24 protein-coding genes are annotated in these 21,529 nt (G+C 61.2%); 10 read left to right on the forward strand and 14 right to left on the reverse strand.

Annotation, left to right across the window (positions count from 1 at the left end):
• Positions 1 to 67: 67 nt before the first annotated feature.
• Positions 68 to 1,957 (forward strand): DEAD/DEAH box helicase, encoded by a 1,890-nt coding sequence (locus PSPTO_RS26225; RefSeq protein WP_005765402.1) that lies wholly within the window; start codon positions 68 to 70, stop codon positions 1,955 to 1,957.
• A 281-nt stretch (positions 1,958 to 2,238) separates the two neighbouring features.
• Here the strand turns inward: PSPTO_RS26225 and PSPTO_RS26230 are convergent, their stop codons facing one another.
• The 3 genes from PSPTO_RS26230 to PSPTO_RS26240 all read right to left on the reverse strand — a co-directional run bounded on the left by PSPTO_RS26230 (position 2,239) and on the right by PSPTO_RS26240 (position 5,606).
• Entirely contained in the window at positions 2,239 to 2,817 is a 579-nt protein-coding gene (locus tag PSPTO_RS26230) for a YceI family protein (protein WP_003378759.1), read from the reverse strand.
• Positions 2,818 to 2,844: 27 nt separating this feature from the next.
• Positions 2,845 to 3,393 (reverse strand): cytochrome b, encoded by a 549-nt coding sequence (locus tag PSPTO_RS26235; protein WP_003378760.1) that lies wholly within the window; start codon positions 3,391 to 3,393, stop codon positions 2,845 to 2,847.
• A 335-nt stretch (positions 3,394 to 3,728) separates the two neighbouring features.
• Positions 3,729 to 5,606 carry a flavin monoamine oxidase family protein gene (locus tag PSPTO_RS26240; RefSeq protein ID WP_011105298.1) on the reverse strand — a complete coding sequence of 626 codons (1,878 nt, stop codon included), beginning with the start codon at positions 5,604 to 5,606 and terminating at the stop codon, positions 3,729 to 3,731.
• 210 nt (positions 5,607 to 5,816) lie between these two features.
• On the opposite strand from PSPTO_RS26240, the gene PSPTO_RS26245 reads away from it, so the two are divergent.
• Both PSPTO_RS26245 and PSPTO_RS26250 read left to right on the forward strand, forming a co-directional pair.
• On the forward strand, positions 5,817 to 7,223 hold the full coding sequence (locus PSPTO_RS26245; RefSeq protein WP_011105299.1) for an adenosylmethionine--8-amino-7-oxononanoate transaminase: 1,407 nt from the start codon (positions 5,817 to 5,819) through the stop codon (positions 7,221 to 7,223).
• A gap of 116 nt (positions 7,224 to 7,339) precedes the next feature.
• Positions 7,340 to 8,059 carry a 16S rRNA (uracil(1498)-N(3))-methyltransferase gene (locus PSPTO_RS26250; protein WP_011105300.1) on the forward strand — a complete coding sequence of 240 codons (720 nt, stop codon included), beginning with the start codon at positions 7,340 to 7,342 and terminating at the stop codon, positions 8,057 to 8,059.
• Positions 8,060 to 8,180: 121 nt separating this feature from the next.
• Here PSPTO_RS26250 and PSPTO_RS26255 read toward each other — a convergent pair whose 3' ends face one another.
• Positions 8,181 to 8,795 carry a PAQR family membrane homeostasis protein TrhA gene (locus PSPTO_RS26255; RefSeq protein WP_005765411.1) on the reverse strand — a complete coding sequence of 205 codons (615 nt, stop codon included), beginning with the start codon at positions 8,793 to 8,795 and terminating at the stop codon, positions 8,181 to 8,183.
• A gap of 122 nt (positions 8,796 to 8,917) precedes the next feature.
• Between PSPTO_RS26255 and PSPTO_RS26260 the strand changes: the two genes are divergently transcribed.
• Positions 8,918 to 9,844: a LysR family transcriptional regulator gene (locus PSPTO_RS26260; protein WP_011105301.1), complete on the forward strand. Its 927-nt coding sequence runs from the start codon at positions 8,918 to 8,920 to the stop codon at positions 9,842 to 9,844.
• Positions 9,845 to 9,854: 10 nt separating this feature from the next.
• Here PSPTO_RS26260 and madM read toward each other — a convergent pair whose 3' ends face one another.
• The 9 genes from madM to mdcA form a co-directional block, all read right to left on the reverse strand.
• Positions 9,855 to 10,619 (reverse strand): malonate transporter subunit MadM, encoded by a 765-nt coding sequence (madM, locus tag PSPTO_RS26265; RefSeq protein ID WP_005765415.1) that lies wholly within the window; start codon positions 10,617 to 10,619, stop codon positions 9,855 to 9,857.
• Position 10,620: 1 nt separating this feature from the next.
• The gene (gene madL, locus PSPTO_RS26270; protein ID WP_005765417.1) at positions 10,621 to 11,046 is read right to left on the reverse strand and encodes a malonate transporter subunit MadL; all 426 of its coding nucleotides are present in this window, start codon (positions 11,044 to 11,046) and stop codon (positions 10,621 to 10,623) included.
• Between the two features lie 69 nt (positions 11,047 to 11,115).
• A complete protein-coding gene (gene mdcH / locus PSPTO_RS26275; RefSeq protein ID WP_011105302.1) occupies positions 11,116 to 12,051 on the reverse strand; it encodes a malonate decarboxylase subunit epsilon in 936 nt (311 codons plus the stop codon).
• Positions 12,048 to 12,686: a malonate decarboxylase holo-ACP synthase gene (locus tag PSPTO_RS26280; RefSeq protein ID WP_046463872.1), complete on the reverse strand. Its 639-nt coding sequence runs from the start codon at positions 12,684 to 12,686 to the stop codon at positions 12,048 to 12,050. Before PSPTO_RS26280 ends, mdcH begins: the two co-directional genes overlap by 4 nt.
• Complete coding sequence (gene mdcE / locus PSPTO_RS26285) at positions 12,680 to 13,480, reverse strand: biotin-independent malonate decarboxylase subunit gamma (RefSeq protein ID WP_005765423.1); 801 nt, start codon at positions 13,478 to 13,480, stop codon at positions 12,680 to 12,682. Before mdcE ends, PSPTO_RS26280 begins: the two co-directional genes overlap by 7 nt.
• Entirely contained in the window at positions 13,477 to 14,328 is an 852-nt protein-coding gene (locus PSPTO_RS26290) for a biotin-independent malonate decarboxylase subunit beta (protein ID WP_011105304.1), read from the reverse strand. The genes mdcE and PSPTO_RS26290 overlap by 4 nt, the downstream gene beginning before the upstream one ends.
• Entirely contained in the window at positions 14,321 to 14,620 is a 300-nt protein-coding gene (locus PSPTO_RS26295) for a malonate decarboxylase subunit delta (protein ID WP_003378783.1), read from the reverse strand. The genes PSPTO_RS26290 and PSPTO_RS26295 overlap by 8 nt, the downstream gene beginning before the upstream one ends.
• 1 nt (position 14,621) lies before the next feature.
• Positions 14,622 to 15,497, reverse strand: a complete 876-nt coding sequence (locus PSPTO_RS26300) for a triphosphoribosyl-dephospho-CoA synthase (RefSeq protein ID WP_011105305.1) — start codon at positions 15,495 to 15,497, stop codon at positions 14,622 to 14,624.
• Positions 15,497 to 17,173 (reverse strand): malonate decarboxylase subunit alpha, encoded by a 1,677-nt coding sequence (gene mdcA / locus PSPTO_RS26305; protein WP_005765429.1) that lies wholly within the window; start codon positions 17,171 to 17,173, stop codon positions 15,497 to 15,499. Before mdcA ends, PSPTO_RS26300 begins: the two co-directional genes overlap by 1 nt.
• Before the next feature lie 252 nt (positions 17,174 to 17,425).
• On the opposite strand from mdcA, the gene PSPTO_RS26310 reads away from it, so the two are divergent.
• On the forward strand, positions 17,426 to 17,818 hold the full coding sequence (locus PSPTO_RS26310; RefSeq protein WP_005765431.1) for a PAAR domain-containing protein: 393 nt from the start codon (positions 17,426 to 17,428) through the stop codon (positions 17,816 to 17,818).
• Between the two features lie 73 nt (positions 17,819 to 17,891).
• Here PSPTO_RS26310 and PSPTO_RS26315 read toward each other — a convergent pair whose 3' ends face one another.
• Positions 17,892 to 18,671 carry a ParA family protein gene (locus PSPTO_RS26315; protein ID WP_005765433.1) on the reverse strand — a complete coding sequence of 260 codons (780 nt, stop codon included), beginning with the start codon at positions 18,669 to 18,671 and terminating at the stop codon, positions 17,892 to 17,894.
• A gap of 305 nt (positions 18,672 to 18,976) precedes the next feature.
• Between PSPTO_RS26315 and PSPTO_RS26320 the strand changes: the two genes are divergently transcribed.
• The 5 genes from PSPTO_RS26320 to PSPTO_RS26340 are packed head-to-tail and all read left to right on the forward strand — an operon-like array spanning position 18,977 to position 21,525.
• A complete protein-coding gene (locus PSPTO_RS26320) occupies positions 18,977 to 19,696 on the forward strand; it encodes a beta-ketoacyl synthase chain length factor (RefSeq protein WP_005765435.1) in 720 nt (239 codons plus the stop codon).
• A complete protein-coding gene (locus tag PSPTO_RS26325; RefSeq protein WP_005765436.1) occupies positions 19,672 to 20,484 on the forward strand; it encodes a lysophospholipid acyltransferase family protein in 813 nt (270 codons plus the stop codon). Before PSPTO_RS26320 ends, PSPTO_RS26325 begins: the two co-directional genes overlap by 25 nt.
• The gene (locus PSPTO_RS26330; protein ID WP_002551687.1) at positions 20,459 to 20,719 is read left to right on the forward strand and encodes a phosphopantetheine-binding protein; all 261 of its coding nucleotides are present in this window, start codon (positions 20,459 to 20,461) and stop codon (positions 20,717 to 20,719) included. The genes PSPTO_RS26325 and PSPTO_RS26330 overlap by 26 nt, the downstream gene beginning before the upstream one ends.
• Before the next feature lie 9 nt (positions 20,720 to 20,728).
• A complete protein-coding gene (locus PSPTO_RS26335) occupies positions 20,729 to 20,983 on the forward strand; it encodes an acyl carrier protein (protein ID WP_005765439.1) in 255 nt (84 codons plus the stop codon).
• Positions 20,980 to 21,525, forward strand: a complete 546-nt coding sequence (locus PSPTO_RS26340; RefSeq protein WP_011105309.1) for a membrane protein — start codon at positions 20,980 to 20,982, stop codon at positions 21,523 to 21,525. Before PSPTO_RS26335 ends, PSPTO_RS26340 begins: the two co-directional genes overlap by 4 nt.
• The last annotated feature ends 4 nt before the right edge of the window (positions 21,526 to 21,529 follow it).

The following is a 21,529-nucleotide window of genomic DNA, read 5'->3' on the forward strand; positions in this document are numbered from 1 at the left end:
CTTTACACGCCATTCGCGCCAGGCAAGACATCCCTTGAGCTTAAGCTCCAACAGAACAGGATTACTCATGTCCTTTGCTTCCCTCGGTCTCTCCGAGGCTTTAGTCCGCGCCATCGAGGCAGCGGGCTACACCCAGCCTACCCCAGTGCAACAGCGGGCCATCCCCGCCGTGTTGCAAGGTCGCGACCTGATGGTTGCGGCACAGACCGGTACGGGTAAAACCGGTGGTTTCGCCCTCCCTATTCTGGAGCGGCTGTTTCCCAATGGTGTTCCGGACAAATCCCAGCGTCACGGCCCGCGCCAACCCCGCGTACTGGTCCTGACCCCGACTCGCGAACTGGCCGCGCAAGTGCACGAGAGCTTCAAGCTCTATGCCCGCGACCTCAAGTTCGTCAGTGCCTGCATCTTCGGCGGCGTCGGCATGAACCCACAGGTTCAGGCCATGTCCCGTGGTGTAGACGTACTGGTGGCCTGCCCTGGCCGCCTGCTCGATCTGGCCGGTCAAGGCAGCGTCGATCTGTCCCACGTCGAAATTCTGGTGCTCGATGAAGCAGACCGGATGCTCGACATGGGCTTCGTCCATGACGTCAAAAAGGTCCTGGCACGTTTGCCGGCCAAGCGTCAGAACCTGCTGTTCTCAGCGACCTTCTCCAATGACATCACGTCCCTGGCCGGCAAGCTGCTGCACAACCCGGAGCGTATCGAAGTCACGCCGCCGAACACCACGGTCGAGCGCATCGAGCAACGGGTTTTCCGTCTGGCTGCCAACCACAAGCGTTCGCTGCTGGCGCATCTGATCACCGTGGGCGCCTGGGAACAGGTGCTGGTGTTCACCCGCACCAAGCACGGTGCCAACCGTCTCGCCGAGTACCTGGACAAACACGGCCTTGCGGCAGTAGCGATCCACGGCAACAAGAGCCAGAACGCACGTACCAAAGCGCTGGCCGATTTCAAGGCCGGTGATGTGCGCATCATGGTGGCTACCGATATCGCCGCGCGCGGTCTGGATATCGATCAGTTGCCGCATGTCGTCAACTTCGAGCTGCCTAACGTCGATGAAGACTACGTGCACCGTATCGGTCGTACCGGCCGTGCAGGTCGCTCCGGCGAAGCCATCTCGCTGGTTGCACCGGACGAAGAGAAGCTGCTCAAAAGTATCGAGCGCATGACCAAACAGAAGATTGCCGACGGTGATCTAATGGGCTTCGATATCACTGCAGTTGAGGCCGAGAAGCCTGAAGTGCGTGAGCGTCCCGATGTTCGCAACTCGCGCGGCGCACGTCCTGCGCGTGCCGATGGCGACAAGAACAACGGTGGTCGTCGCGACAAGGGCAAGGATAAAGGTAAGGACAAACCTGCCGCTGCGGCAGCTACAGGCGAACGCCCAGCCCGGCCGCCACGCGAAAAAAAGCCCCGTGAGGGCACGCCTCGTAGCGAACAGCGTGCAGTGCAGCCTTCAACTCCGCGTCAGGCATCAGATCGTGCCCCGGACGAGTTTCGCGACGACGAAGTCGATAACTTCGGCAATCGTGCTGACTACGTAAGCCCTTATCAGGGTAAAGGCCAAAACCGTGGCCGTCGCCCTGCTGCTGCGCCTGGCGCTGCACCGGCGGCCGGCGGCGCTGCACGTCCGGCCAATTCGGGCCGCCCTGCGGGTGGCGCGCCACGTACCGGTTCTGGTGCTGGTGCACCGAAGCGCAATGGTTCGGGTTCTTCGGCGCCGCGCTCGCGCGACAGCCAGCCGCGCGGTCGTCGCCCGGCACGCGAAGATCAACCCTTGCCGCGCGAAGGCCAGGAGCCCGCTGTACGCGCCCCACGCGACGGCCAGCCTCAGCCAAAGATCGTGCACAAAGAGTCCAAGATCGACCGCTTCCCGTCTGCCGAGCAACTGGACCAGTTGCCAGCACGCCCACGTGGTGAAAAACCGGCCCTGCTGACCCGCAACCGCGACAGCTGATAGCCCGGCAACAACAAAACGCCCCGACCTGTTCGGGGCGTTTTTGTTTGTGGGCCTGGAGGATGTTGATCATCGCTCCCACGCTCCGCGTGGTAGCGCAGCCTTGGACGCTCCGCGTCCGATCTTGAGGCGCTAGCGCGGCGCCGATCTGTGACGCAGAGCGTCACGAAATGCATGCCAACGCGGAGCATTGGCACGATAGTTATAAACTTTCCCCACAAAGCAGCACCCAAACAAAAACGCCGACCCTAAGGCCGGCGTTTTGTCGATCAAGCGTGCACTTACTTCTTCTGTACGCCTTCGAAGGTGATGTCCAGGTCCAGGGTCTGCGACGTCGGGCCAGGGCCTTTGATGCCGAAGTCGTTCAGGTTCAGCGTCGAAGTACCGTTGAAGCCGGCACGGTAGCCGCCCCACGGGTCCTTGCCTTCGCCGTTGAAGGTTGCCTTGATCACGATGGGCTTGGTCACGCCGTGCAGGGTCAGGTCGCCGGTCACATCAGCAGTTTTCTCGCCGGTCGATTTGACAGCGGTAGAGACGAACTTCGCTTCAGGGTATTTGGCAACGTCCAGGAAGTCTTTGCTGGAGATGTGCTTGTCGCGTTCAGCGTGGTTGGTAAACAGGCTGGCGGTTTTCAGCTCGACATTGATTTTGCTGGCTTCAGGCTTGGCAGCGTCAAAGCTGAACGTGCCGTCCCAGTCCTTGAATGTACCGTGGATGAAGCTGTAGCCCAAGTGGCTGATCTTGAAGTCAACGAATGCGTGTTGGCCTTCCTTGTCGATAACGTAGTCGGCAGCCATGGCCTGGCCAGCAGACAACAGTGCGGTACCCAGAGCCAGAGCGGCGAGAGACTTCTTCAACATGCTTTTATTCCCGTTTTGGTTGAACAATCAATGACGACCCAGCATACGCTTGAGGGTCACATCGCGATCGATGAAGTGGTGTTTCAATGCTGCCAGACCATGGAGCCCCGCAAAAATCACGATGACCCAGGCCAGGTAAAGGTGAATCCAGCCAGCCGTTTCTGCTTGTTCAGGAAGGCCCGAAACCAGCGCAGGCACATCGAACAAGCCGAATATCGGGATGCCCACGCCATCGGCGGTGGATATCAGATAACCGGCGAACATCACGGCAAACAGCGCCACATACAGAAACAAGTGGCCGAACGCAGCACCGATGCGCGTCAACTTACTGTAGCTGGTCAACGGCGGCGGTGGCGGGCTGAGCAAGCGCCAGACCACACGGATCAACATGACCGCAAACAGGGTGATGCCGATGCTCTTGTGCAGATCAGGGCCGGCCTTGCGCCACGTATCGTAGTAATCCAGCCCGACCATCCACAGCCCCAGCGCGAACATTCCAAACACGACAGCAGCCACACCCCAGTGCAGCACCATGCTGACCAGACCGTAGCGAGAGGATGAATTACGTAGCTGCATTCCCAATACCTTGTCAGAAGTGTTACCAGACTAGCTTTTTATCTATCGAATGAAAGCGCAAATTTTCGCTCGGATGCATCGAACAATACGATCAGTCATTTCAATGATCAGTGTTCCGATTACGTCGGCAAAGCCAACGCCTACCACCCTTGCAGCAACAGCATCCCGATAAATCAAAGTCAGTAACACTTTGCAATGACCATCGGCCGTTCGATGCCGATGAACGGCATGATCCGTCTCGATGTGGTCGGTCCTCATACCCAGAACGAATTCAGCAGGCACAAAAAAAGGGACGCGGTATCAACCGCGTCCCTTTTCAGTCAGCTCGCGCTCGGTCAGTTACTGACGTCTGCGGGGGCTTTTTCAGCGGGCGCCTTGGCCGGAGCCGGTTTGGCCTGAGCTTTTTTTGCCGCCTCTTTTTTCGCGGCTTCTTTCTTTGCCGCTTCCTTCCTGGCAGCTTCTTTCTTCGCGGCTTCCGAGGGCTGCGGTTTTTTCGCCGCGTCAGCCTTGGCTGCAGGCTTTTTCGCAGATTCTGCTTTTACCGGCGGTTTGGCTGGCTGAACCACCGGCGCAACCACTGGCACCGGGGCAGCAACAGGCGCGGGGGCCTGAGCAGGTTCCGGGGCCTTCTCTAACGGAGCAGGAGCTGGAGCTGGCTCTTGGGCACCACCAAATAGGCGCGAGAAGAAGCCTGGCTTGCTGGCCTGCGGCGTGGTCGGCTCAGCCGGTTTGTCGGCAGAACCGCCACCAAACAGGTTGCTGAAGAAATTGCCTTCGGATTTCTGCGAAGCCGGTGCCGGCGCTTTCGGCGGAGCAACCTTGACGGGCTCAAACGATTTGCCAGCCGCCAGATCCTGCACCTGGCTGGCCGCACGCTGACCGCTGCGCAAGGCGCCTTCCAGCGTGCCGGGGTACAAGGTGTCGGTGTGCTCGCCAGCAAAGGCTACGCGCAGAATCGGCCTTTCCCACAAGCGCCAGTACTTGCTGATCTGGCCAGGGCCGAACGCCAGATAGGAGCCACCCGTGGACGGGTCAACGCTGTAACGGCGGATTTCGTAGCCGGTGTAGGCCCCGCGCGCCTCGGGATAGAACGCGTGCAGGCGGATCAGCACCTGATCGACGATCTGCTTGTCACCAAAGGCCTGCATGATGCGTGCGTTGTCGCCGGACAGGTTGATCACCACATTGGCACCACCCTTGAGGGCCGGTTCTACCCATAGCATGCCCAGGCCGGTGTTACTGAACACTTCACCGGACATGCGCGCCTTGCTGTCCCAGACCGGGGTCTTGAACTTGAGCATGATCTGGTCGCGCCAGCCGTAGTTGGTGCTCTTGATCGCGCCCATGTGCTGCGCATCCAGCGCGGGCGTCATCTGGATCTTGCCCAACGAACGCAGCGGCACGGCCATGACCACGTAATCAGCGCTGTAACTGGTTGCGCCAGCCTGAACGGTGACTTTGTCCTTGTCTTGAACAACGGCCGTCACCGGCGAGTTGGTCTTGACGGTCTTTAGCTGTTTGACGAACGCCTGAGTCAACACCGCGCTGCCACCGGGCAGGCGCGAGGCGCGTAAATCACGCTCGTCAACCGAACGGTAAACCCGCGATTGCTGGGCGAAATACAGCAGCGACAAGCGCGAAGGCTCGTCGTAGCGTGTACGAATCTGCTGATTGATCAACTGACGCGCCGTGGTCGGCAGGCTCAGACGGTCAAGCCAGTTGGCGACGTTGATCTGGTCCAGGGCGAACAATGTGCTATTGGCCGCCGGGTTTTGCGGGTCATCAACGGAGCGCGCCAGGTTGTCCAGCGTCTCGTTGTAGCGCTTGATGGCTTCGGCGGTCGCAGGCTGTTTGAGCGCCAGGTCAGCCTGGGTGAAGTAAACGCCGTCGATCAGGTAGCTGGGCGTGCGCATAAATTCAGGCGCGGGCACGGTCGCCAGCTTGAAACTGTCCAGGTAGCGGTTCAGCACCGGCTGGGCCTTGGTGTTGCCGACCCACTCGCTGGTGGCCAGGCCGGAGCGACCACCCAGCGCAGGTTTGGCCTCCAGCAGCGTGACCTGCCAGCCCTTGGTTTGCAGCTCATAGGCAGCGGTCAGGCCCGCCAGGCCACCGCCGACGACGATCGCCGTGCGTTGTTTTTCGTCGGCGAGCGTAGAAACGCTGACCAGCCCTGCAACTATCAGCGCACACGCGCGCAGCCACCCAGAAAGCATTCGGCGAACTCCGAAAAAACGTAGGAAAGATTGGGCAAGTCAGCCAGAAGGATCGACTCGCTGCGCAGGATACGCGAGCCATCAAATAGCCGCCAGCAATGTCCATCAGCCGTTAAAACGGCATCAGAGGTTGTCCCGCAGCCGGGCATTGCATAGGCTTGCGCGATTGTTCGTCCTCGCATCAAGCGAGTCGCTACCCGGAGATTGCAAATGGGCCTCAATGACCAGTGGATGCAGCGTGACCTCAAGGTCCTGTGGCACCCCTGCACCCAGATGAAAGACCACGAAAATCTGCCGTTGATACCCATCAAGCGTGGCGAAGGCGTGTGGCTTGAAGACTTCGAAGGCAAGCGTTATCTGGACGCTGTCAGCTCCTGGTGGGTCAACGTATTCGGCCATGCCAACCCGCGCATCAACCAGCGCATCAAGGACCAAGTCGACCAGCTGGAGCACGTGATTCTCGCCGGTTTCAGCCATCAGCCGGTGATCGAGCTGTCCGAGCGGCTGGTCAAGCTCACACCGGAAGGTCTGACGCGTTGCTTCTATGCCGACAACGGTTCTTCGTGCATCGAAGTCGCGTTGAAGATGAGCTTTCACTATTGGCTCAATCGCGGCCAGCCGGCCAAGAAGCGTTTCGTCACCCTGACCAACAGTTACCACGGCGAAACCATGGCGGCGATGTCGGTCGGTGACGTGCCGCTGTTTACTGAAACCTACAAGGCGCTGCTGCTCGACACCATCAAGGTGCCAAGCCCCGACTGCTATCACCGCCCCGATGGCATGGGCTGGGAAGAGCATTCGCGCAACATGTTTGCGGCCATGGAGCAGACCCTGGCCGAGCATCACGCCAGCGTCGCAGCCGTGATCGTCGAGCCGCTGATTCAGGGCGCGGGCGGCATGCGCATGTATCACCCGATCTACCTCAAGCTGCTGCGCGAAGCCTGTGACCGCTACGGCGTGCACCTGATCCACGATGAGATCGCCGTGGGCTTCGGCCGTACCGGGACCATGTTTGCCTGCGAGCAGGCGGGTATCCGCCCGGATTTTCTGTGCCTGTCCAAGGCGCTGACCGGTGGCTACCTGCCGCTGGCGGCCTGCGTGACCACAGACGACGTGTACGACGCGTTCTACGACGACTACCCCACGCTGCGCGCCTTCCTGCATTCGCACAGTTACACCGGCAACCCGCTGGCCTGTGCTGCGGCGCTGGCGACGCTGGATATTTTCGAGCAGGACAACGTCATCGAGAACAACAAGGCGCTGGCGCAGCGCATGGCAACGGCGACGGCGCACCTGGTGGATCACCCGCATGTGGCGGAAGTACGCCAGACCGGCATGGCCATCGCTATCGAGATGGTTCAGGACAAGGCCACCAAGACTGCCTACCCGTGGCAGGAACGCCGGGGCATGAAGGTCTTTCAGCATGCGCTGGAGCGTGGCGCATTGCTGCGGCCGCTAGGCAGCGTGGTGTATTTCCTGCCGCCGTATGTGATTACGCCGGAGCAGATCGACTTTCTCGCAGAAGTGGCCACTGAAGGTATTGATATCGCGACGCGCAGCAGCATCAGTGTGGCGGTGCGCGAGAATTTTCATCCGGATTTCAGGGATCCGGGCTAGGGCTGGAATTTGCGGCGTCGCGACTGACTTCTTCCGCTCCCACGAGCGGACCGGGCGACGCTTCGCTTGTCCGCGACAGCGTCATCACAGAACAAACACCGGAACCGAGACACACCATGAGACTGTCCCGCTTTTTCACTGAAACGCCGCTGAGCCTGGGCGAGCACGAACTGCCTGAAGCCCAGGCGCATTACATCAGCCGTGTGCTGCGCATGACCGAGGGCGATGCCCTGCAACTGTTCGATGGCTCAGGCCAGGAGTTTAGCGGCACGCTGCTGGAGGTCGGCAAGAAACGCGTGCGTGTGCAACTGACTGAACGCTTTGCCGGGCAGGTTGAATCAGGTTTGCGCATTCATCTGGGTCAGGGCTTGTCACGTGGCGAGCGCATGGACTGGGCGATTCAGAAGGCGACCGAGCTGGGCGTCAGCGAGATCACGCCAATTGTCAGCGAGCGTTGCGAAGTGCGCCTCAAGGACGAGCGCGCCGAGAAGCGCCAGGCGCACTGGCAGCAGATCGCAATCAGCGCGTGCGAGCAATGCGGTCGCTCGGTGGTGCCGGTCATTCACCCACCGATGCCGCTGGCCGACTGGATCAAGCTCACCGAGGCCGACCTGAAACTGGTGCTGCACCCGGTGGCCGAACCGCTGACCAGCCATGCCAAACCCGCCAGCCTGGCCTTTCTGATCGGCCCGGAAGGTGGCTTGAATGACGCAGAAGTCGATCAGGCACAAAACGCTGGCTTCCACGCCGCCCGCCTCGGCCCGAGAGTCCTGCGCACCGAAACCGCCCCGGTAGTTGCGCTCAGCGTGGCGCAGCAGTTGTGGGGCGATTTCTGATCATTTGATGCGTCCTCAAACGCGCTGCACGCTCAGAGTCAGACACCGGCGGGGTGGGAGCGAGCTTGCTCCCACAAGGATTTGCATCTACCCAGCCATTGAGGCATGAACCTGGCCACTTTCACAGCACATAAAAACAAATCGCCACGAAGTGCATCAAGCTGCCGCCAATCACGAACAGGTGCCAGATGCCGTGAAAGTGGCGGATCTGGTCGTAGGCGAAGAACAGGATGCCGACGGTGTACAGCACGCCGCCGCCTGCCAGCCAGATGAAGCCCGCCAGGCCGAGCGCAGCGATCAACGGTTTCACGGCCACCAGCACGATCCAGCCCATCACCGCGTAGATCACGATGGACATGATGCGCGCTTCGGAACGGGGTTTTATCTCCTGTAAAATGCCGATCAGCGCCAGCCCCCAGACGATACCGAACAACGTCCAGCCCCACGCACCGCGCAGTGTCACGAGGCAGAACGGCGTGTAACTGCCAGCGATCATCAGGTAGATCGAAAAGTGATCGACCTTCTGCATGATCGATTTCGAGCGGCCTTTGACGCTGTGGTACACCGTCGAGACGCTGTACAGCGTCACCAGACACGCGCCATAAATGGCCATGCTGACCACTTTCCAGACGTCGCCCTGCAGGCTGGCTATCACCAATAACCAAATCGCACCGACGGTGGCGAGCACTGCGCCCACCAAATGAGACCAGGCGTTGAATTTTTCTCCGTAATACATCCGCTTATTGCCCTCGTCTAGAGAAAACCCTGATTGCAGAGGCTCCGGCTTATTGAAACAAAGAGCAACGTATCTGTCATTACAGGGCACAATCAGTTCACACCAACAACAAGCGCCACGACATGCAGATCGATGACGAACTCACGCTCAAGAAACTCGAAATCTTCCTGGCCTTCATGCGCACCGGCAATCTGGCCCGTGCGGCAGAAGAGTTGCAGACCAGCAACGTCAGCGTGCACCGCGCCATTCATTCACTGGAAAGCGCCCTGCGCTGCCCGCTGTTCAAGCACGAAGGGCGCAATCTGACGCCGCTGGAAAGCGCTTATGTGCTGGAAGAGCGTGCGCAGAAACTGGTGCAGGATGTGCTCACAACGGTTGAATTGACCCGTCAGGCGGCGGGCTTTTCGGCGGCGCGATTCCGGCTCGGAGCCTTGTATTCGCTGACGGTCAAGACGGTGCCGCAGTTGATCATGGGCCTGAAGATCCGCCGCAGCGAGCTGAACATCGACTTGATTCTGGGCTCGAACATCGACCTGCTCTACAAGCTCAAGAACATGGAAGTCGATGCCATGCTGGTGTCGCTGGACGAGAGCACCAATGACCCGGATTGCGAGCATCTGGCGCTGTTTTCCGACGATATCTTCCTCGCCGTGCCCACCGACTCGCCCTTTGCCGAGCACCACGAAGTGGACTTGATCGACCTGCGCGAGGCGACGTTTATCACCCTCACCCAAGGCTTTGCGACCCATCGCGACGGCGTACGGGTTTTTCAGCAGGCAGGGTTCGAACCCAAGGTGGCGATGCAGGTGAATGACATCTTCACTCTGCTGAGCATGGTCAGCTCCGGCGTCGGCTATGCGCTGCTGCCGGGGCGCATAGCAGCGGTCTATGAAAACCGCGTGCGCCTGATTCCGCTGCAAAGCCGCTACCGGATGCAGCAACACATTGGCGTGGTCTTTCTCAAATCCAAAGAGCGCGATCCCAACCTGCTGGCGCTGCTGGCCGAGTGCCGGATGTACGCGAATCGCCTGCTGGAACAGGCGACCTGACGGGCATGGACTAACCGACGATAGCGCGCACGATGAAATACAACACCGAAGGGCCAAGCAAGCAGCCCAGCCCGGTGTGAAACGTTGCAGTCAGCGCGCCATAAGGCACCAGACGCCGATCCGTAGCCGCCAGCCCGGCAGTCACGCCGCTGACGGTGCCGGCCAGACCGCCGAAGACCATCGCCGAGCGCGGGTTGTCCAGCCCCATCCAGCGCGCAGCCATGGGAGTGCCGACCATCACCAGAATCGCCTTGATCAGGCCGGTGGCAATCGACAGCGCCATGACGTCAGAGGTCGCGCCCAAGGCAGCACCCGTCACCGGGCCAACAATATAGGTCACCGCGCCTGCGCCGATGGTGGTCATGCTGATTGCATCGCGATAGCCAAACAGCCAGGCAATGCTCGCACCCACGATAAACGGTAGAATCGTGCCCAACAGCAAGGCGATCACACCGATCAGCCCGGCCTTGCGGGCTTCGGTGGCCTGCACTTCAAAGGCCGTCGCCACGATGGCGAAATCACGCAGCATCGCCCCGCCCATCAGGCCGATGCCGGAGAACAGGGTGATATCGGCCAGCCCCTTCTGGCCACCGGTCAAGGTGCCGCCGACCCAGGCCAGGATCAGCCCGATGACAATCGCGATGGCCGAGCCGTGCACGCGGCCAAACGTCAGCCGTTTTGACAGCACCACCGACACCCACATAATGATGCCGACGAAGGCGAAGGCGGTGATCAGGCCGTTGTGTTCCAGTCCTTTTTCGATGAGATCCCACATGTCAGCGACCTCCAGCCGGAGTGATTTCAGGGATCACCGGGCTCAGCAGCGGCTCTTCCCTGGGCAATGGCTCGCCCCGGTTGGTACGGCTGATCACGGCGATGGTGCAGGCACACAACACCACCGAACCGACAGCGGCCAGAACGGCAACAGGCCCGCCCTTCAGCGCGGTGACGACATTCTGTTGCGCAGCCATCGCGACCACCACCGGGATATACAGCGCCCCCCAGAAACCGACGCCCATTTCACAGTCTTTGCTCATGCCGCCGTTTTTCTCCATCCACAGGCGTGCGCAGATCAACAGAATCATGGCGATCCCGACCCCGCCTACGTTGGATTTGACACCCAGCAGAACGCCGAGCATGTCACCGAGAATCACGCCCGCAAGCGTGCAGATGGCCAGTAGTGCAACACCGTAGATAATCATTGTTGTTATTCCTCTGTTTGCATTGCTGAAGTTGTTGTTTTTGTCCTTCGTAGCAGCTGCACGGCGGCTCTATGGGCTGCGGCGACCCTCCTCACGCGACAACGCGACAAGACTGTCCAGCCGCGCAGCCTGAAAAGCCAGCGCCGTTCCTTGCTGGAAGACCTTGCGCGCCAGGCCGGTCAACACGGCACCGGGTGGTAGCTCGATGTGCAGGCGCACACCGCGCTCGTAGGCGGTTTCCACGGTGCTGCGCCAGTCGATGACCCGGCACATGTTGAACGCCAGGTCGTCACGCAGCTTTTCGGCGTTCAGCACTGGGCGCGCCGTGCTGCCGCTGAGGTAGCGCACCTTCGGCGCTTTCAGCTCGATGCTGGAAAAAGCCTCGGCCAGTTGCTGCGCTGGCGCTTGCAGCAAGGCGCAATGCGATGGCACGCTGACTGCGAGGCGCTTGATGGCGGCAGCGCCAGCCGCTTTGGCCAGTTGCCCGACCTGCCGCATGGCCTCGTTGCTGCCCGAGATCACCATCTGGTTATCGGCGTTGATATTGGCGAGAAACACCGGCGAACCCGGGCTGTGTACCCGGCCGATCAGCGCCTCGACCTGGGTCTGATCCAGACCGATGACAGCGGTCATGCCATAACCTTCGGGCCAGGCGCTCTGCATCAGTTCGCCGCGCAGCGCGACCAGCCGCACGGCATCGTCGAAGGCCAGCGCGTCACAGATGACAGCTGCCGGATAGGCACCGATGGACAGCCCTGCGACGTAATCCGGCACACAGCCGCGCGCCTGCAACAGCCGGGCGCAGGCGACTCCGGCGATCAGCAGGCACAGTTGAACGGCACGGGTCGCTTGCAGCGCCTGAGGGGTGTCCAGCGCCAGTACGTCCTCACCCAACGCATCCGCAGCGTTTTGCAGGCAATCGCGAACCACAGGGTCATCCGGCAACTGATGCAGCATGCCCGCCTGCTGCGCGCCCTGACCTGGAAACACCCACAGGCTGCTCATGCGCACACCTCGGCCAGATGCCACGGGTCACTCACCAGTCGCGCACCGCTGGCGGTCTTGAGCAGTACCCTTCCCGCTGGCCGCGCCCATTCGCGCAGCGCCACGGCGCCTTGATCAAGCTGTAACTGGACATCCACCCGGCAGACCGATGCTGCCAGCGCTTCAACCAGCTCGGCGGCACAGCGGCGACTGAACGGCGCAGGCGTGCGCAGAATCAGGTCCAGATCGCTGTCCTGATTCAGCGCGGCAATGCCGCTGGCCAATTCGAATCCGGCACTGCCGCCGACACCCCAGACCCGCTCCAGCGCATCCATCACCGGGCGGACCTGGCGCAAGGCACGCAGCGCTGGCCAGTCCTGAATATGCTCGCTCGGGCAATCGATCAGTTGCTCGGGAGTCACCCGGCGATAGACATTCGTCAGCCACATGCTCGCGGCATAGCGCTGCTCACGCCCACGGCCGCGCAACCCCACGGCCACCTGACCGGCTGGCATGGCCTGGCGGCGCACTACCACCGGCTGCCCGGCCAGCAGCGTATCGACCGCCCATTGGGGCGCATCGTCCGGCAAGGCAGACAGCGGCATGCCCCACAACAAATCATGGGGCAGCACTACGAATGCGCTGTCGATCACCACTGCGCCCGCAACAACTGGCGCACGTGCGCCGAGGCTTTACGGTTGCTGGCACCCAGACGACTGCTCAGGTCGACACCGCTGGCCTGCACGTCCTTGATCGCGCTGCTCAGCACCTGGCGGACCTGGGTCAGGTCGTCCACAGCGGGCTGTTCGATCTGGCTGACCGACAGGGTTTCCCACAGCAGGCCGAGGCTGGCGTAGCTGTCGATATCGTAAGCCATGGGCGCAATGCTGGCGGCGAGCTTTTCCAGGTCATCGACACTGCGCTGGGTAACGCGGGCGGCCGAGGCCTTGCCCATCGCGTGCACCATCACGCCAGGGTCGCGCAACGCAATCAACCGATTGGCTTGATAGCCGTGAGCCAGGAATGCGCCGGACATCGCCTTGCCAACCAACAGGCCAATCACCGGATGCCCGGCCAACCGCGCCCGCGCGTAACTGTCTACCGCGCCGGCCAGCGCCTGATGGATGCCGAGCGCTTCCTCGCGACGGCCATACGCCTGGCTCGGCACATCGACAATCGCAATCAGCGCACGTTTTTCGGCGCGCTCGCGATCCTGTTCGATGGCATCGTCCACCGCCTTGGCAAGACCCCAGCCTTCCAACAAGCCGACTTCACCCTGACGCGCCCGAGGAAAGCGGTTGTTGGTGTCGGCAATCACCGCCACAAAGCGCACCGGCTGCTCACCCAGCAAGCCATCGGCCACTTTGAGCGAAGCCGGTAGACCGGTCACTTCGCTCGCGTCTGCGCTCAGCGCGTTGAACCAGTTCAAACCCCGTTGTGAATGGCTCATGGCCGGGCTCCTTGATAGAGAGTGCGTACGCTCTGCGGATCGATTTGTGGCTCGGTGTCGAGACTGGCCAAGCGTTGCAGGAACAGCGCGTACTGACCGCTGCGATGCGTTGCCGGCACGCCCTGCTTGAGCCAGCCGCTGACCTGCTGGCGGATGTCGGCCACATCGTCGGCAGCAAAGCCGTCCACCAGATCGCTGGCGAAACGCTGTTCGCCACCGGTCAGGCTCCAGATAAAGGGCCGGTCGCGTGAGTCGTACTCTTCAATGCCCGCTTCCTGCTCGATCACCTGCGGTCCGTTCAGGCCGAGCCGGGCTTCCTGAGTCACCAATAAATAGCTGCACAAACCGGCGGCAATGGACATCCCGCCAAAACAGCCGACACTGCCCGCCACCACACCTATCACCGGCTGGTACTGACGCAGATCGACCATCGCAGCATGAATCTCGGCAATCGCCGCCAGGCCCAGATTGGCTTCCTGCAAACGCACGCCGCCTGTCTCCAGCAGCACGATGGCGGCAGTAGGGATGCCGTTGCGGTTGTCTTCAGCGGCCAGTTCCAGCGCACCGGCCATTTTCGCGCCGCCGACTTCGCCCATGCTGCCGCCCTGAAAAGAGCCTTCGATGGCCGCGATCACTACCGGCAGGCCATCAACGGTGCCCTTGGCAACCACCACGCCGTCATCGGCCTGCGGCACGACACCTTGCATGGCCAGCCAGGGCGACATGACGCGGTCGAACGGACCGAGCAATTCCCGAAAGCTGCCAGCATCCAGCAAGGCGCGGGCGCGTTGACGGGCACCGAGCTCGATAAAGCTGTGCTGGCTCAGCAAACGTGCGTTATCAGTCATGGCCGATCTCCTCGAAACCCTGCTCCAGACGCAGACGCACCACGCCAGGCGTTGCGCCGAAGTCATGAATGTCGATGCTCAGCGCGGGCGGGGTCTGGCCATCGAACATGCGCTCGAAAAGATGTTTCCAGCGCAGCGAGGCACCGTTGACCGAGGTCACCACCTGAATCGACAATTTGCCTGGCTGACCAGGCTCCAGCAGTACTTCCAGATCACCGGAACCGACCACGCCCACCAGCGCACGGCCTTTGGGCGGCTGTCCGGCGGGGAATTCAAAAGACAGGGTTTCCATTTCAGGCACTCCTCGAAACAGGGCCGAGCGCAGGCTCCAGGCCGTCGATAAACAGGCAGGCGGCGAGCAGATCAGCCGCTCCGCCAGGCGAGGCGTTGAGGGCCAGCAGTTGCTGATCCAGTTGGTTCAGCGCGCGACGACCGGCCAGGCTGGCACTGCCGCCAGCGTCCAGCACGCGCTGTGCGCCGTTCTGCATGGTCTGCAGCCCTTCAAGACCGGCGCGATGCAGCACGCAGGTGTCGGCCAGGGTGGTCATGATTGCCAATAGCGCATCCAGCCGGGCGTTCTGCTCGCCGCTGCCGGCTGCGCGGCTGCGTTGCAATTGCGGCAAGGCACACCGGATAACGGCAGGAAAGCCGTGCTGGGCCTGCTCGCGGGCGCCCATGACACCATAACGACGCACCACTTCACTGCCATGGCTGTTTTGCGCAAGCACCTGCCGATCCTTGATCAACGCCAGACTGGCAGCGCGCTGGCAGACTGCGTCAGGCCCACAGTCTTGCGGGTCGAGCGCGGCGGCGGTCACCAGCAGGCCCAGCGCCCAGATCGCACCGCGGTGGGTATTCACGCCTGATGTGGTGCGCAGCATCGTGGCTTCACCTTCACGACCGAGACGCCCCAGCGCCTCCCGCAATGGCTCGCCCACTGCCTGGAATTGCGCGGCGGCGTCGGCCATCAACTTGAAGGTCGGCCACAGCGACAGCGCCGAAGAATGCATCAGCCCCAGGTGCAAATCGGTGTGCGCACCATTGCTGCAGCGGTCCACAAGCGCGGGCTTGGGCGACAGATCGGCTTCGTCGATCAACGCATCGACGGCCAGATCGGCCAGTCGTTCGGCCAGCGAAGCGGGTTGCGGTGTCCGTTGAAGTGCGCTCATCACCAGCTCCTGAATTTGGCAGGCGGGTTGTAGAGGCCGCCGGACCACTGAACCAGGTCGGCAATGCTCTTGGCGGCCAGCAGTTCGCGGCTGGCGTCGGTACGCCGGATACCGAGGTCTTCGGGCAGCGCAATCAGCCCCTCACGGCGCATGCGCGCGGTGTCTTTCGGGTTATGGCGCAAGCCGATCACGGTCACGCCCGCCACGGCGGCGATCATCGCCTGACGCTCTGCCAGGCTGCGCGCCTTGTAGAGATAGGCGATGCCTTCTTCGGTCAGCAAATGGGTGACGTCGTCGCCGTAGATCATGATGGGTGCCAGCGGCATGCCGCTTTTCTTCGCCACTTCGACCGCATCAAGGGTTTCGACGAAGGTCGGTTTGCCGCCCTCCTGAAACGTCTCGACCATCTGCACCACGAGTTTTTTACCGCGCTCCAGATAGGCAGCCGGGCCGTCTTCGGTCTGTTGGCGCATGTCCAGCCAGGCCGGGGTGGCATGGCGGCGGCCACGCGGGTCATGACCCATGTTCGGCGCGCCACCGAAACCTGCCAGGCGCCCACGGGTGACGGTCGAGGAATGCCCGTCGCCATCGACCTGCAGGGTCGCGCCGATGAACAGGTCAACGGCGTACTGGCCAGCCAGTTGGCAGAGTTGCCGGTTGGAACGCAGCGAGCCGTCGCGCCCGGTGAAGAACACGTCCGGGCGGGCGGCGATGTAGTTTTCCATGCCCAGTTCGGTGCCGAAACAATGCACGCTCTCGACCCAGCCGCTTTCAATGGCCGGGATCAGGGTCGGGTGCGGGTTGAGCGTCCAGTTGCGGCAGATTTTGCCTTTGAGCCCCAGTGACTCGCCGTAGGTCGGCAGGATCAGTTCGATGGCAGCCGTGTTGAAACCGATGCCGTGGTTCAGCGACTGAACGTTGTGTTTTTCGTAGATGCCCCGAATCGCCATCATCGCCATCAGCACGTGGACCGGCTTGATGTGGCGCGGGTCGCGGGTGAACAGCGGCTCGATGTAGAACGGCTTGTCGGCCACGACCACGAAGTCGACCCACGAGGCAGGAATGTCCACCCGAGGCAGCTCACTGACGTCATCCACCAGTTGATTGACCTGAACGATAACGATGCCATCGCTGAAGGCGGCCGGTTCGATCAACGCGGGGGTGTCTTCGGTGCTCGGGCCGGTGTAGATGTTGCCGGCCCGGTCGGCCATGAAGCCTGCGGCAAGCACCACGTTGGGAATCAGGTCCACCACCAGCCGCGAATACAGTTCGATGTAGGTGTGTATCGCACCGATTTCCAGCAAACCGTCTTCCAGCAACTGGCTGATGCGCAGGCTTTGCGTGCCGGCAAACGAGAAGTCCAGTTTGCGTGCGATGCCTTGCTCGAAAAGGTCCAGGTGCTCGGCGCGGCCCACGCTGGGCATGATCATGTGCAGGTCATGCACCTTGCCCGGATCGACCTTGGCCAGCGCGCGGGACAGAAAATCCGCCTGTTTCTGGTTATTGCCCTCAAGCACCACCCGATCACCGGAAACCAGCAAGGCCTCCAGCGCCGCGACGATTTTATCGGTCGGCAACACCACGCCATCGGCAAGCGCCCGTACTTGCTCCAGACGCCGCTGTTTCTCGGTGCGACGACGTGTCCAGCGTGCGTCGGGGGAAGTTGTTGTTGTCATGATCACTCCACGATTTTGCTGTCGAGGGCCACCTTAGGAGCGATAGCGGCAGGCATCAATCAAGCAGCGAGACGGATCATTACGGCTGGAGTAACGATGGGGAATGCGATCATTTTTTGCCGGACTGCGTAACATTTGCGAAACACCCTGCTGATGTTTGCGTAGGACCGGTCTTTAACAGGGCTTTTGCACAATCGGGCAGCCGATTCTCGCCTAGCCTTCAGGCTTCCAGAACCCACAGGAAGCACTGCCATGTCGTTCATAGTCAGGGAAGGCGATCCAACCACCACCGGCGGGTTTGTGCTGAGCGGGTCGTCAAGCGAAGTCATCGACCAGCGCCGCGTTGCCCGCATGGGTGATCCGGTGTGGTGCCCGATGTGCACGAGCATCGGTTTCATTGCTCAGGGCAACCCGACGTATGTCGACGATCTGGTGGCGGTTGCCACGCAGGGACATGCAGTGGAGTGCGGCTGCAAACCCGGCAGCAACCGCCTGAGCGCCTCGCAGGAACACGTCCACGCCGACATGGACGCTGCTGTCACCATATCCACCGAACTTGCCTTGGCGGCGCGGCTGCATGCCGAGCATCTGGCCTGCTCACTCAGAGACGGCAGCTACACGCCCGAGGTGCTCCGGCCGCGATGATTTCTGGCCAGTGCTCCGCGTCCAGCTCATCTAATCTCAACTATCGTGCGACGCTACGCGCGGTACATACCCATCACGGATGGGCATTGGTCTCGAGCAAGTGGTGCAGGTCAACGAACTGCTGTGTCAGCTTGTGCCGTGGGTCGAGGTGGATCAGGGGCAGGTTGGCCTGATGCGACTCGCGCATTTTCACCGATGCGTTGAGGTAGACCGGCAGCACCGGCAGGCCCTCGGCGATCAGTTCGTCGAGCATCTGCTGCGGCAGGCTGGCCCTGGGCTGGAACTGGTTGACGATGATGCCTTCAACCTGAAGATCCTCGTTGTGATCTTCTTTCAGCTCTTCGATCTCGCGCATCAGCCCATACAGCGCCTGCCGGGAGAAGCTGTCGCAGTCAAACGGGATCAGGACGCGATCTGAAGCAATCAACGCCGAAACCGCATAGAAATTCAATGCTGGCGGCGTATCCAGGTAAATCCGCTCGTAATCTTCGCTCAACTCGTCCAGCAATTTGCGCAGTTTGTTGATCTTGTGCTTGGCCTCAAGCTTGGGCTGCAGATCAGCCAGCTCGGCGGTGGCGGTCACCACGTGCAGGTTGTCGAACGGTGTTTCATAGATATCGACGTGTTTTTTCTTGGCAAACGGTGCCGCCGACAGCGTGTTCTTGAAGAACTCGGCGATGCCCATCGGAATGTCGTCGCCCGTGAGGCCCGTGAGGTACTGAGTCGAGTTGGCCTGGGCATCGAGGTCGATCAACAGCGTCCGATAGCCTTCGTGAGCGCTGACTGCAGCCAGATTGCAGGCGATGCTCGATTTGCCGACACCGCCCTTCTGATTGAATACCACGCGACGCATGCTTTGGATTCCTTGAAAGATGAAGAAACAGCAGGAGTGGCCGATAAAGACCTCAGGATCGGTCGAGTCTAGGCACTGCAGATGACAACCGTGAGGTTACAGCAAAGCACCTCTGCCTGTTTGTCATCAAAAATGCGACTTGAACCTTAAAATACACGTCTGTAAACGGTTTTTATGTAACAAATTTGCTAGTAACGAGCCCCATCGGGATAATGCGCGCACTCAGTCAATTACCGCACCCAGGCTGATATCGACCTGATATCGATGTAGTGAGAAACATGCCCGCAGGGGCGGGAAGAGAAGTCTTGATCACCTTCAATATTGCACGATGGCAAGCCTGGGCACCGGGCCTGGCGAGCGCGGACGACTGGCGACAATGGAGCCTGAACCCGACGCTGCTGGAAACCAGTGACGCAGCGCCGGACGTGTCTTTTCTTCCCGCCATGCAACGCCGACGGCTTGGTCGCATGGCGCGCATGGCGTTTGCGGTGGGCTGGCCATTGACCGAAGGCTACGGGCGCGTGCCGCTGGTGTTCGTCTCGCGCCACGGCGAAACCCCGAGAACATTCGAAATTCTGCGTGACCTGGCCGCAGAAGAACCGCTTTCACCCACGCAATTCAGTTTGTCGGTACATAACGCAGTGATTGGTCTGTGGTCGATCATGCGTGGCGAAACCAGTGAAATGACGGCGTTGGCAGCCGCAGGCGATGGCCTGGAATATGGAGCATTCGAGGCAGCGGCGCTGCTGGCTGAAGGAGCCGAAGCCGTGCTGCTGGTGGTGACAGAAGAGCAACCACCGCAAGCCTATGCCCAATGGATTGATGACGTGCCGTTCCCTTACGCCGTCGGCTTACTGCTGACGCCCGGCAATGAATGGCAATTGTCTCTGAACACCGATACGCAAGGCACAGAGCGGACTCAGTGGCCCCATGCGCTGAACCTGCTGCAAGCCTTGCACACTGATCAATCCGCCTGCCTGCACCCCTGGAATAACCGGTTATGGAACTGGCAACGCAACCACTGAAGAAAGGCCGTGACGCTTATTACTGGCGGCTGCTGGCAACCGGCATCAGCTTTGCCCTGTTCGGGATGAGCGGCCTGTGCCTGCGACTGTTCGTTTTTCCGGTACTCGATTGCCTGCCCGGCAGCGCCGCCAGTCATCAATGCCGCGCCCGGCGCACCATCAGCCGACTGTTCTGGCGCTTCATCCGCATAATGGCGCGCATGGGCGTGCTGACCTACGAGGTTCGGGGCGCAGAAAAGCTGGGACGTCCCGGCCAGATGATCATCGCCAATCACCCGTCGCTGATCGATGTGGTGTTCCTGATCGGGCTGGTGCGTGACGCCAACTGCGTGGTCAAGCGCAGCCTCTGGGAAAACCCGTTTACCCGCGGCCCGGTGCGCTCGACCGGCTACATCAGCAACGACGGCAGCATGGACATGCTCGACGCCGCCGTGGAGCGCCTGCAAAGCGGCCAGACATTGATCATATTCCCGGAGGGCACGCGCACCCAGCCCGGCCAGCCGCCGGTCTTTCACCGCGGCGCGGCGGCCATTGCGCTGCGGGGCGCGAGCATGATCACGCCGGTGACCATCAAGGTCCATCCGACAACCCTGACCAAGGCCGAACCCTGGTATCGCATTCCCCAGCGCCGTGTGCACTTCAGTTTGTGCGTCGGCGCCGATATAGACCCCAATGCCTTCAGTGCGCTCGGCCCACCACCCGTAGCGTCCCGCAAGCTCAACGATTACCTGCATGACTATTTCACCAAGGAGCTCGCCTCAGATGAGCGATCTGCACCAGGACATTAAATTGCTGATCATCGATGCCCTGGGCCTCGAAGACATCACCCCCGAAGACATCGGCAACGACATGACCCTGTTCGGCGAAGGCCTGGGCCTGGATTCGGTCGATGCACTGGAACTGGGCCTGGCCATCCAGAAACGCTACGGCATCAAGATAGACGCCGATGCAAAGGACACCCGTAACCATTTCGCCAGCGTCGACAGCCTTGCGGCCTTCGTCAGCGCCAGACAACCGGCCTGAGAATTGAACATGCAAACCCGTGAAGACATCTTCGAAATCCTCCGCGCCGCGATGGTGGAACTGTTCGAACTGGAGCCTGAAAGGGTCACGCTGGACGCCAACCTGTATCAGGACCTGGAAATCGACAGCATCGATGCCGTGGACCTGATCGACCACATCAAACGCAAGACCGGCAAAAAGATTGCTGCAGAAGAATTCAAGTCGGTCAGAACCGTCGACGACGTGGTCGAGGCCGTCTACCGCCTGGTCAACGCAGCCGAATGAAGCGGCTGATTGGCCTGACTCTGGTACTGGCCGGTGTGCTGTATCCGTTTGCCGTTTACTGGGGCACCGAGCACTTCGCCCCGTGGCAGTTCGCGCTGCTGCTTGGCAGCCTGTGGCTGGCGCGTGCGCTGACCGGCGAACGCAAACCCGGCAGCCTGGCGATGGCGAGTGTGGCCCTGGCCTTTTGCGTGGTGCTCGGTGTGCTCGACAGCCATTTGATGCTGCGCTGGTACCCGGTGCTGGTCAGCACGTTCATGCTCGGTCTGTTTGGCTCGAGCCTGATCTACGGTCCGCCGATCGTGGAAAGAATGGCGCGCATCACCCGCCCGCAACTGCCCGAATCCGGCATCCGCTACACCCGCAAAGTCACACAGATCTGGTGCCTGTTCTTTCTGGCCAATGGCCTGACTGCAGCGATGCTCACGCTGTGGGCACCGTTGTCGTGGTGGGCGCTGTACACCGGCCTGATTTCCTATGGATTGATGGGGCTGCTGTTCGCCGCTGAATGGATAGCTCGCCCACCCGCTACGGACGGCAAATGAAATG

It is taken from the genome of Pseudomonas syringae pv. tomato str. DC3000 (assembly GCF_000007805.1).
Lineage (GTDB): Bacteria > Pseudomonadota > Gammaproteobacteria > Pseudomonadales > Pseudomonadaceae > Aquipseudomonas > Aquipseudomonas avellanae.

Excerpts from the sequence above, each read along its gene's own strand:
- PSPTO_RS26225 (WP_005765402.1), top strand. The coding sequence starts at position 68 with ATGTCCTTTGCTTCCCTCGGTCTCTCCGAGGCTTTAGTCCGCGCCATC.
- PSPTO_RS26230 (WP_003378759.1), bottom strand. The coding sequence starts at position 2,817 with ATGTTGAAGAAGTCTCTCGCCGCTCTGGCTCTGGGTACCGCACTGTTG.
- PSPTO_RS26235 (WP_003378760.1), bottom strand. The coding sequence starts at position 3,393 with ATGCAGCTACGTAATTCATCCTCTCGCTACGGTCTGGTCAGCATGGTG.
- PSPTO_RS26240 (WP_011105298.1), bottom strand. The coding sequence starts at position 5,606 with ATGCTTTCTGGGTGGCTGCGCGCGTGTGCGCTGATAGTTGCAGGGCTG.
- PSPTO_RS26245 (WP_011105299.1), top strand. The coding sequence starts at position 5,817 with ATGGGCCTCAATGACCAGTGGATGCAGCGTGACCTCAAGGTCCTGTGG.
- PSPTO_RS26250 (WP_011105300.1), top strand. The coding sequence starts at position 7,340 with ATGAGACTGTCCCGCTTTTTCACTGAAACGCCGCTGAGCCTGGGCGAG.
- PSPTO_RS26255 (WP_005765411.1), bottom strand. The coding sequence starts at position 8,795 with ATGTATTACGGAGAAAAATTCAACGCCTGGTCTCATTTGGTGGGCGCA.
- PSPTO_RS26260 (WP_011105301.1), top strand. The coding sequence starts at position 8,918 with ATGCAGATCGATGACGAACTCACGCTCAAGAAACTCGAAATCTTCCTG.
- madM (WP_005765415.1), bottom strand. The coding sequence starts at position 10,619 with ATGTGGGATCTCATCGAAAAAGGACTGGAACACAACGGCCTGATCACC.
- madL (WP_005765417.1), bottom strand. The coding sequence starts at position 11,046 with ATGATTATCTACGGTGTTGCACTACTGGCCATCTGCACGCTTGCGGGC.
- mdcH (WP_011105302.1), bottom strand. The coding sequence starts at position 12,051 with ATGAGCAGCCTGTGGGTGTTTCCAGGTCAGGGCGCGCAGCAGGCGGGC.
- mdcE (WP_005765423.1), bottom strand. The coding sequence starts at position 13,480 with ATGAGCCATTCACAACGGGGTTTGAACTGGTTCAACGCGCTGAGCGCA.
- PSPTO_RS26290 (WP_011105304.1), bottom strand. The coding sequence starts at position 14,328 with ATGACTGATAACGCACGTTTGCTGAGCCAGCACAGCTTTATCGAGCTC.
- PSPTO_RS26295 (WP_003378783.1), bottom strand. The coding sequence starts at position 14,620 with ATGGAAACCCTGTCTTTTGAATTCCCCGCCGGACAGCCGCCCAAAGGC.
- PSPTO_RS26300 (WP_011105305.1), bottom strand. The coding sequence starts at position 15,497 with ATGAGCGCACTTCAACGGACACCGCAACCCGCTTCGCTGGCCGAACGA.
- mdcA (WP_005765429.1), bottom strand. The coding sequence starts at position 17,173 with ATGACAACAACAACTTCCCCCGACGCACGCTGGACACGTCGTCGCACC.
- PSPTO_RS26310 (WP_005765431.1), top strand. The coding sequence starts at position 17,426 with ATGTCGTTCATAGTCAGGGAAGGCGATCCAACCACCACCGGCGGGTTT.
- PSPTO_RS26315 (WP_005765433.1), bottom strand. The coding sequence starts at position 18,671 with ATGCGTCGCGTGGTATTCAATCAGAAGGGCGGTGTCGGCAAATCGAGC.
- PSPTO_RS26325 (WP_005765436.1), top strand. The coding sequence starts at position 19,672 with ATGGAACTGGCAACGCAACCACTGAAGAAAGGCCGTGACGCTTATTAC.
- PSPTO_RS26330 (WP_002551687.1), top strand. The coding sequence starts at position 20,459 with ATGAGCGATCTGCACCAGGACATTAAATTGCTGATCATCGATGCCCTG.
- PSPTO_RS26335 (WP_005765439.1), top strand. The coding sequence starts at position 20,729 with ATGCAAACCCGTGAAGACATCTTCGAAATCCTCCGCGCCGCGATGGTG.
- PSPTO_RS26340 (WP_011105309.1), top strand. The coding sequence starts at position 20,980 with ATGAAGCGGCTGATTGGCCTGACTCTGGTACTGGCCGGTGTGCTGTAT.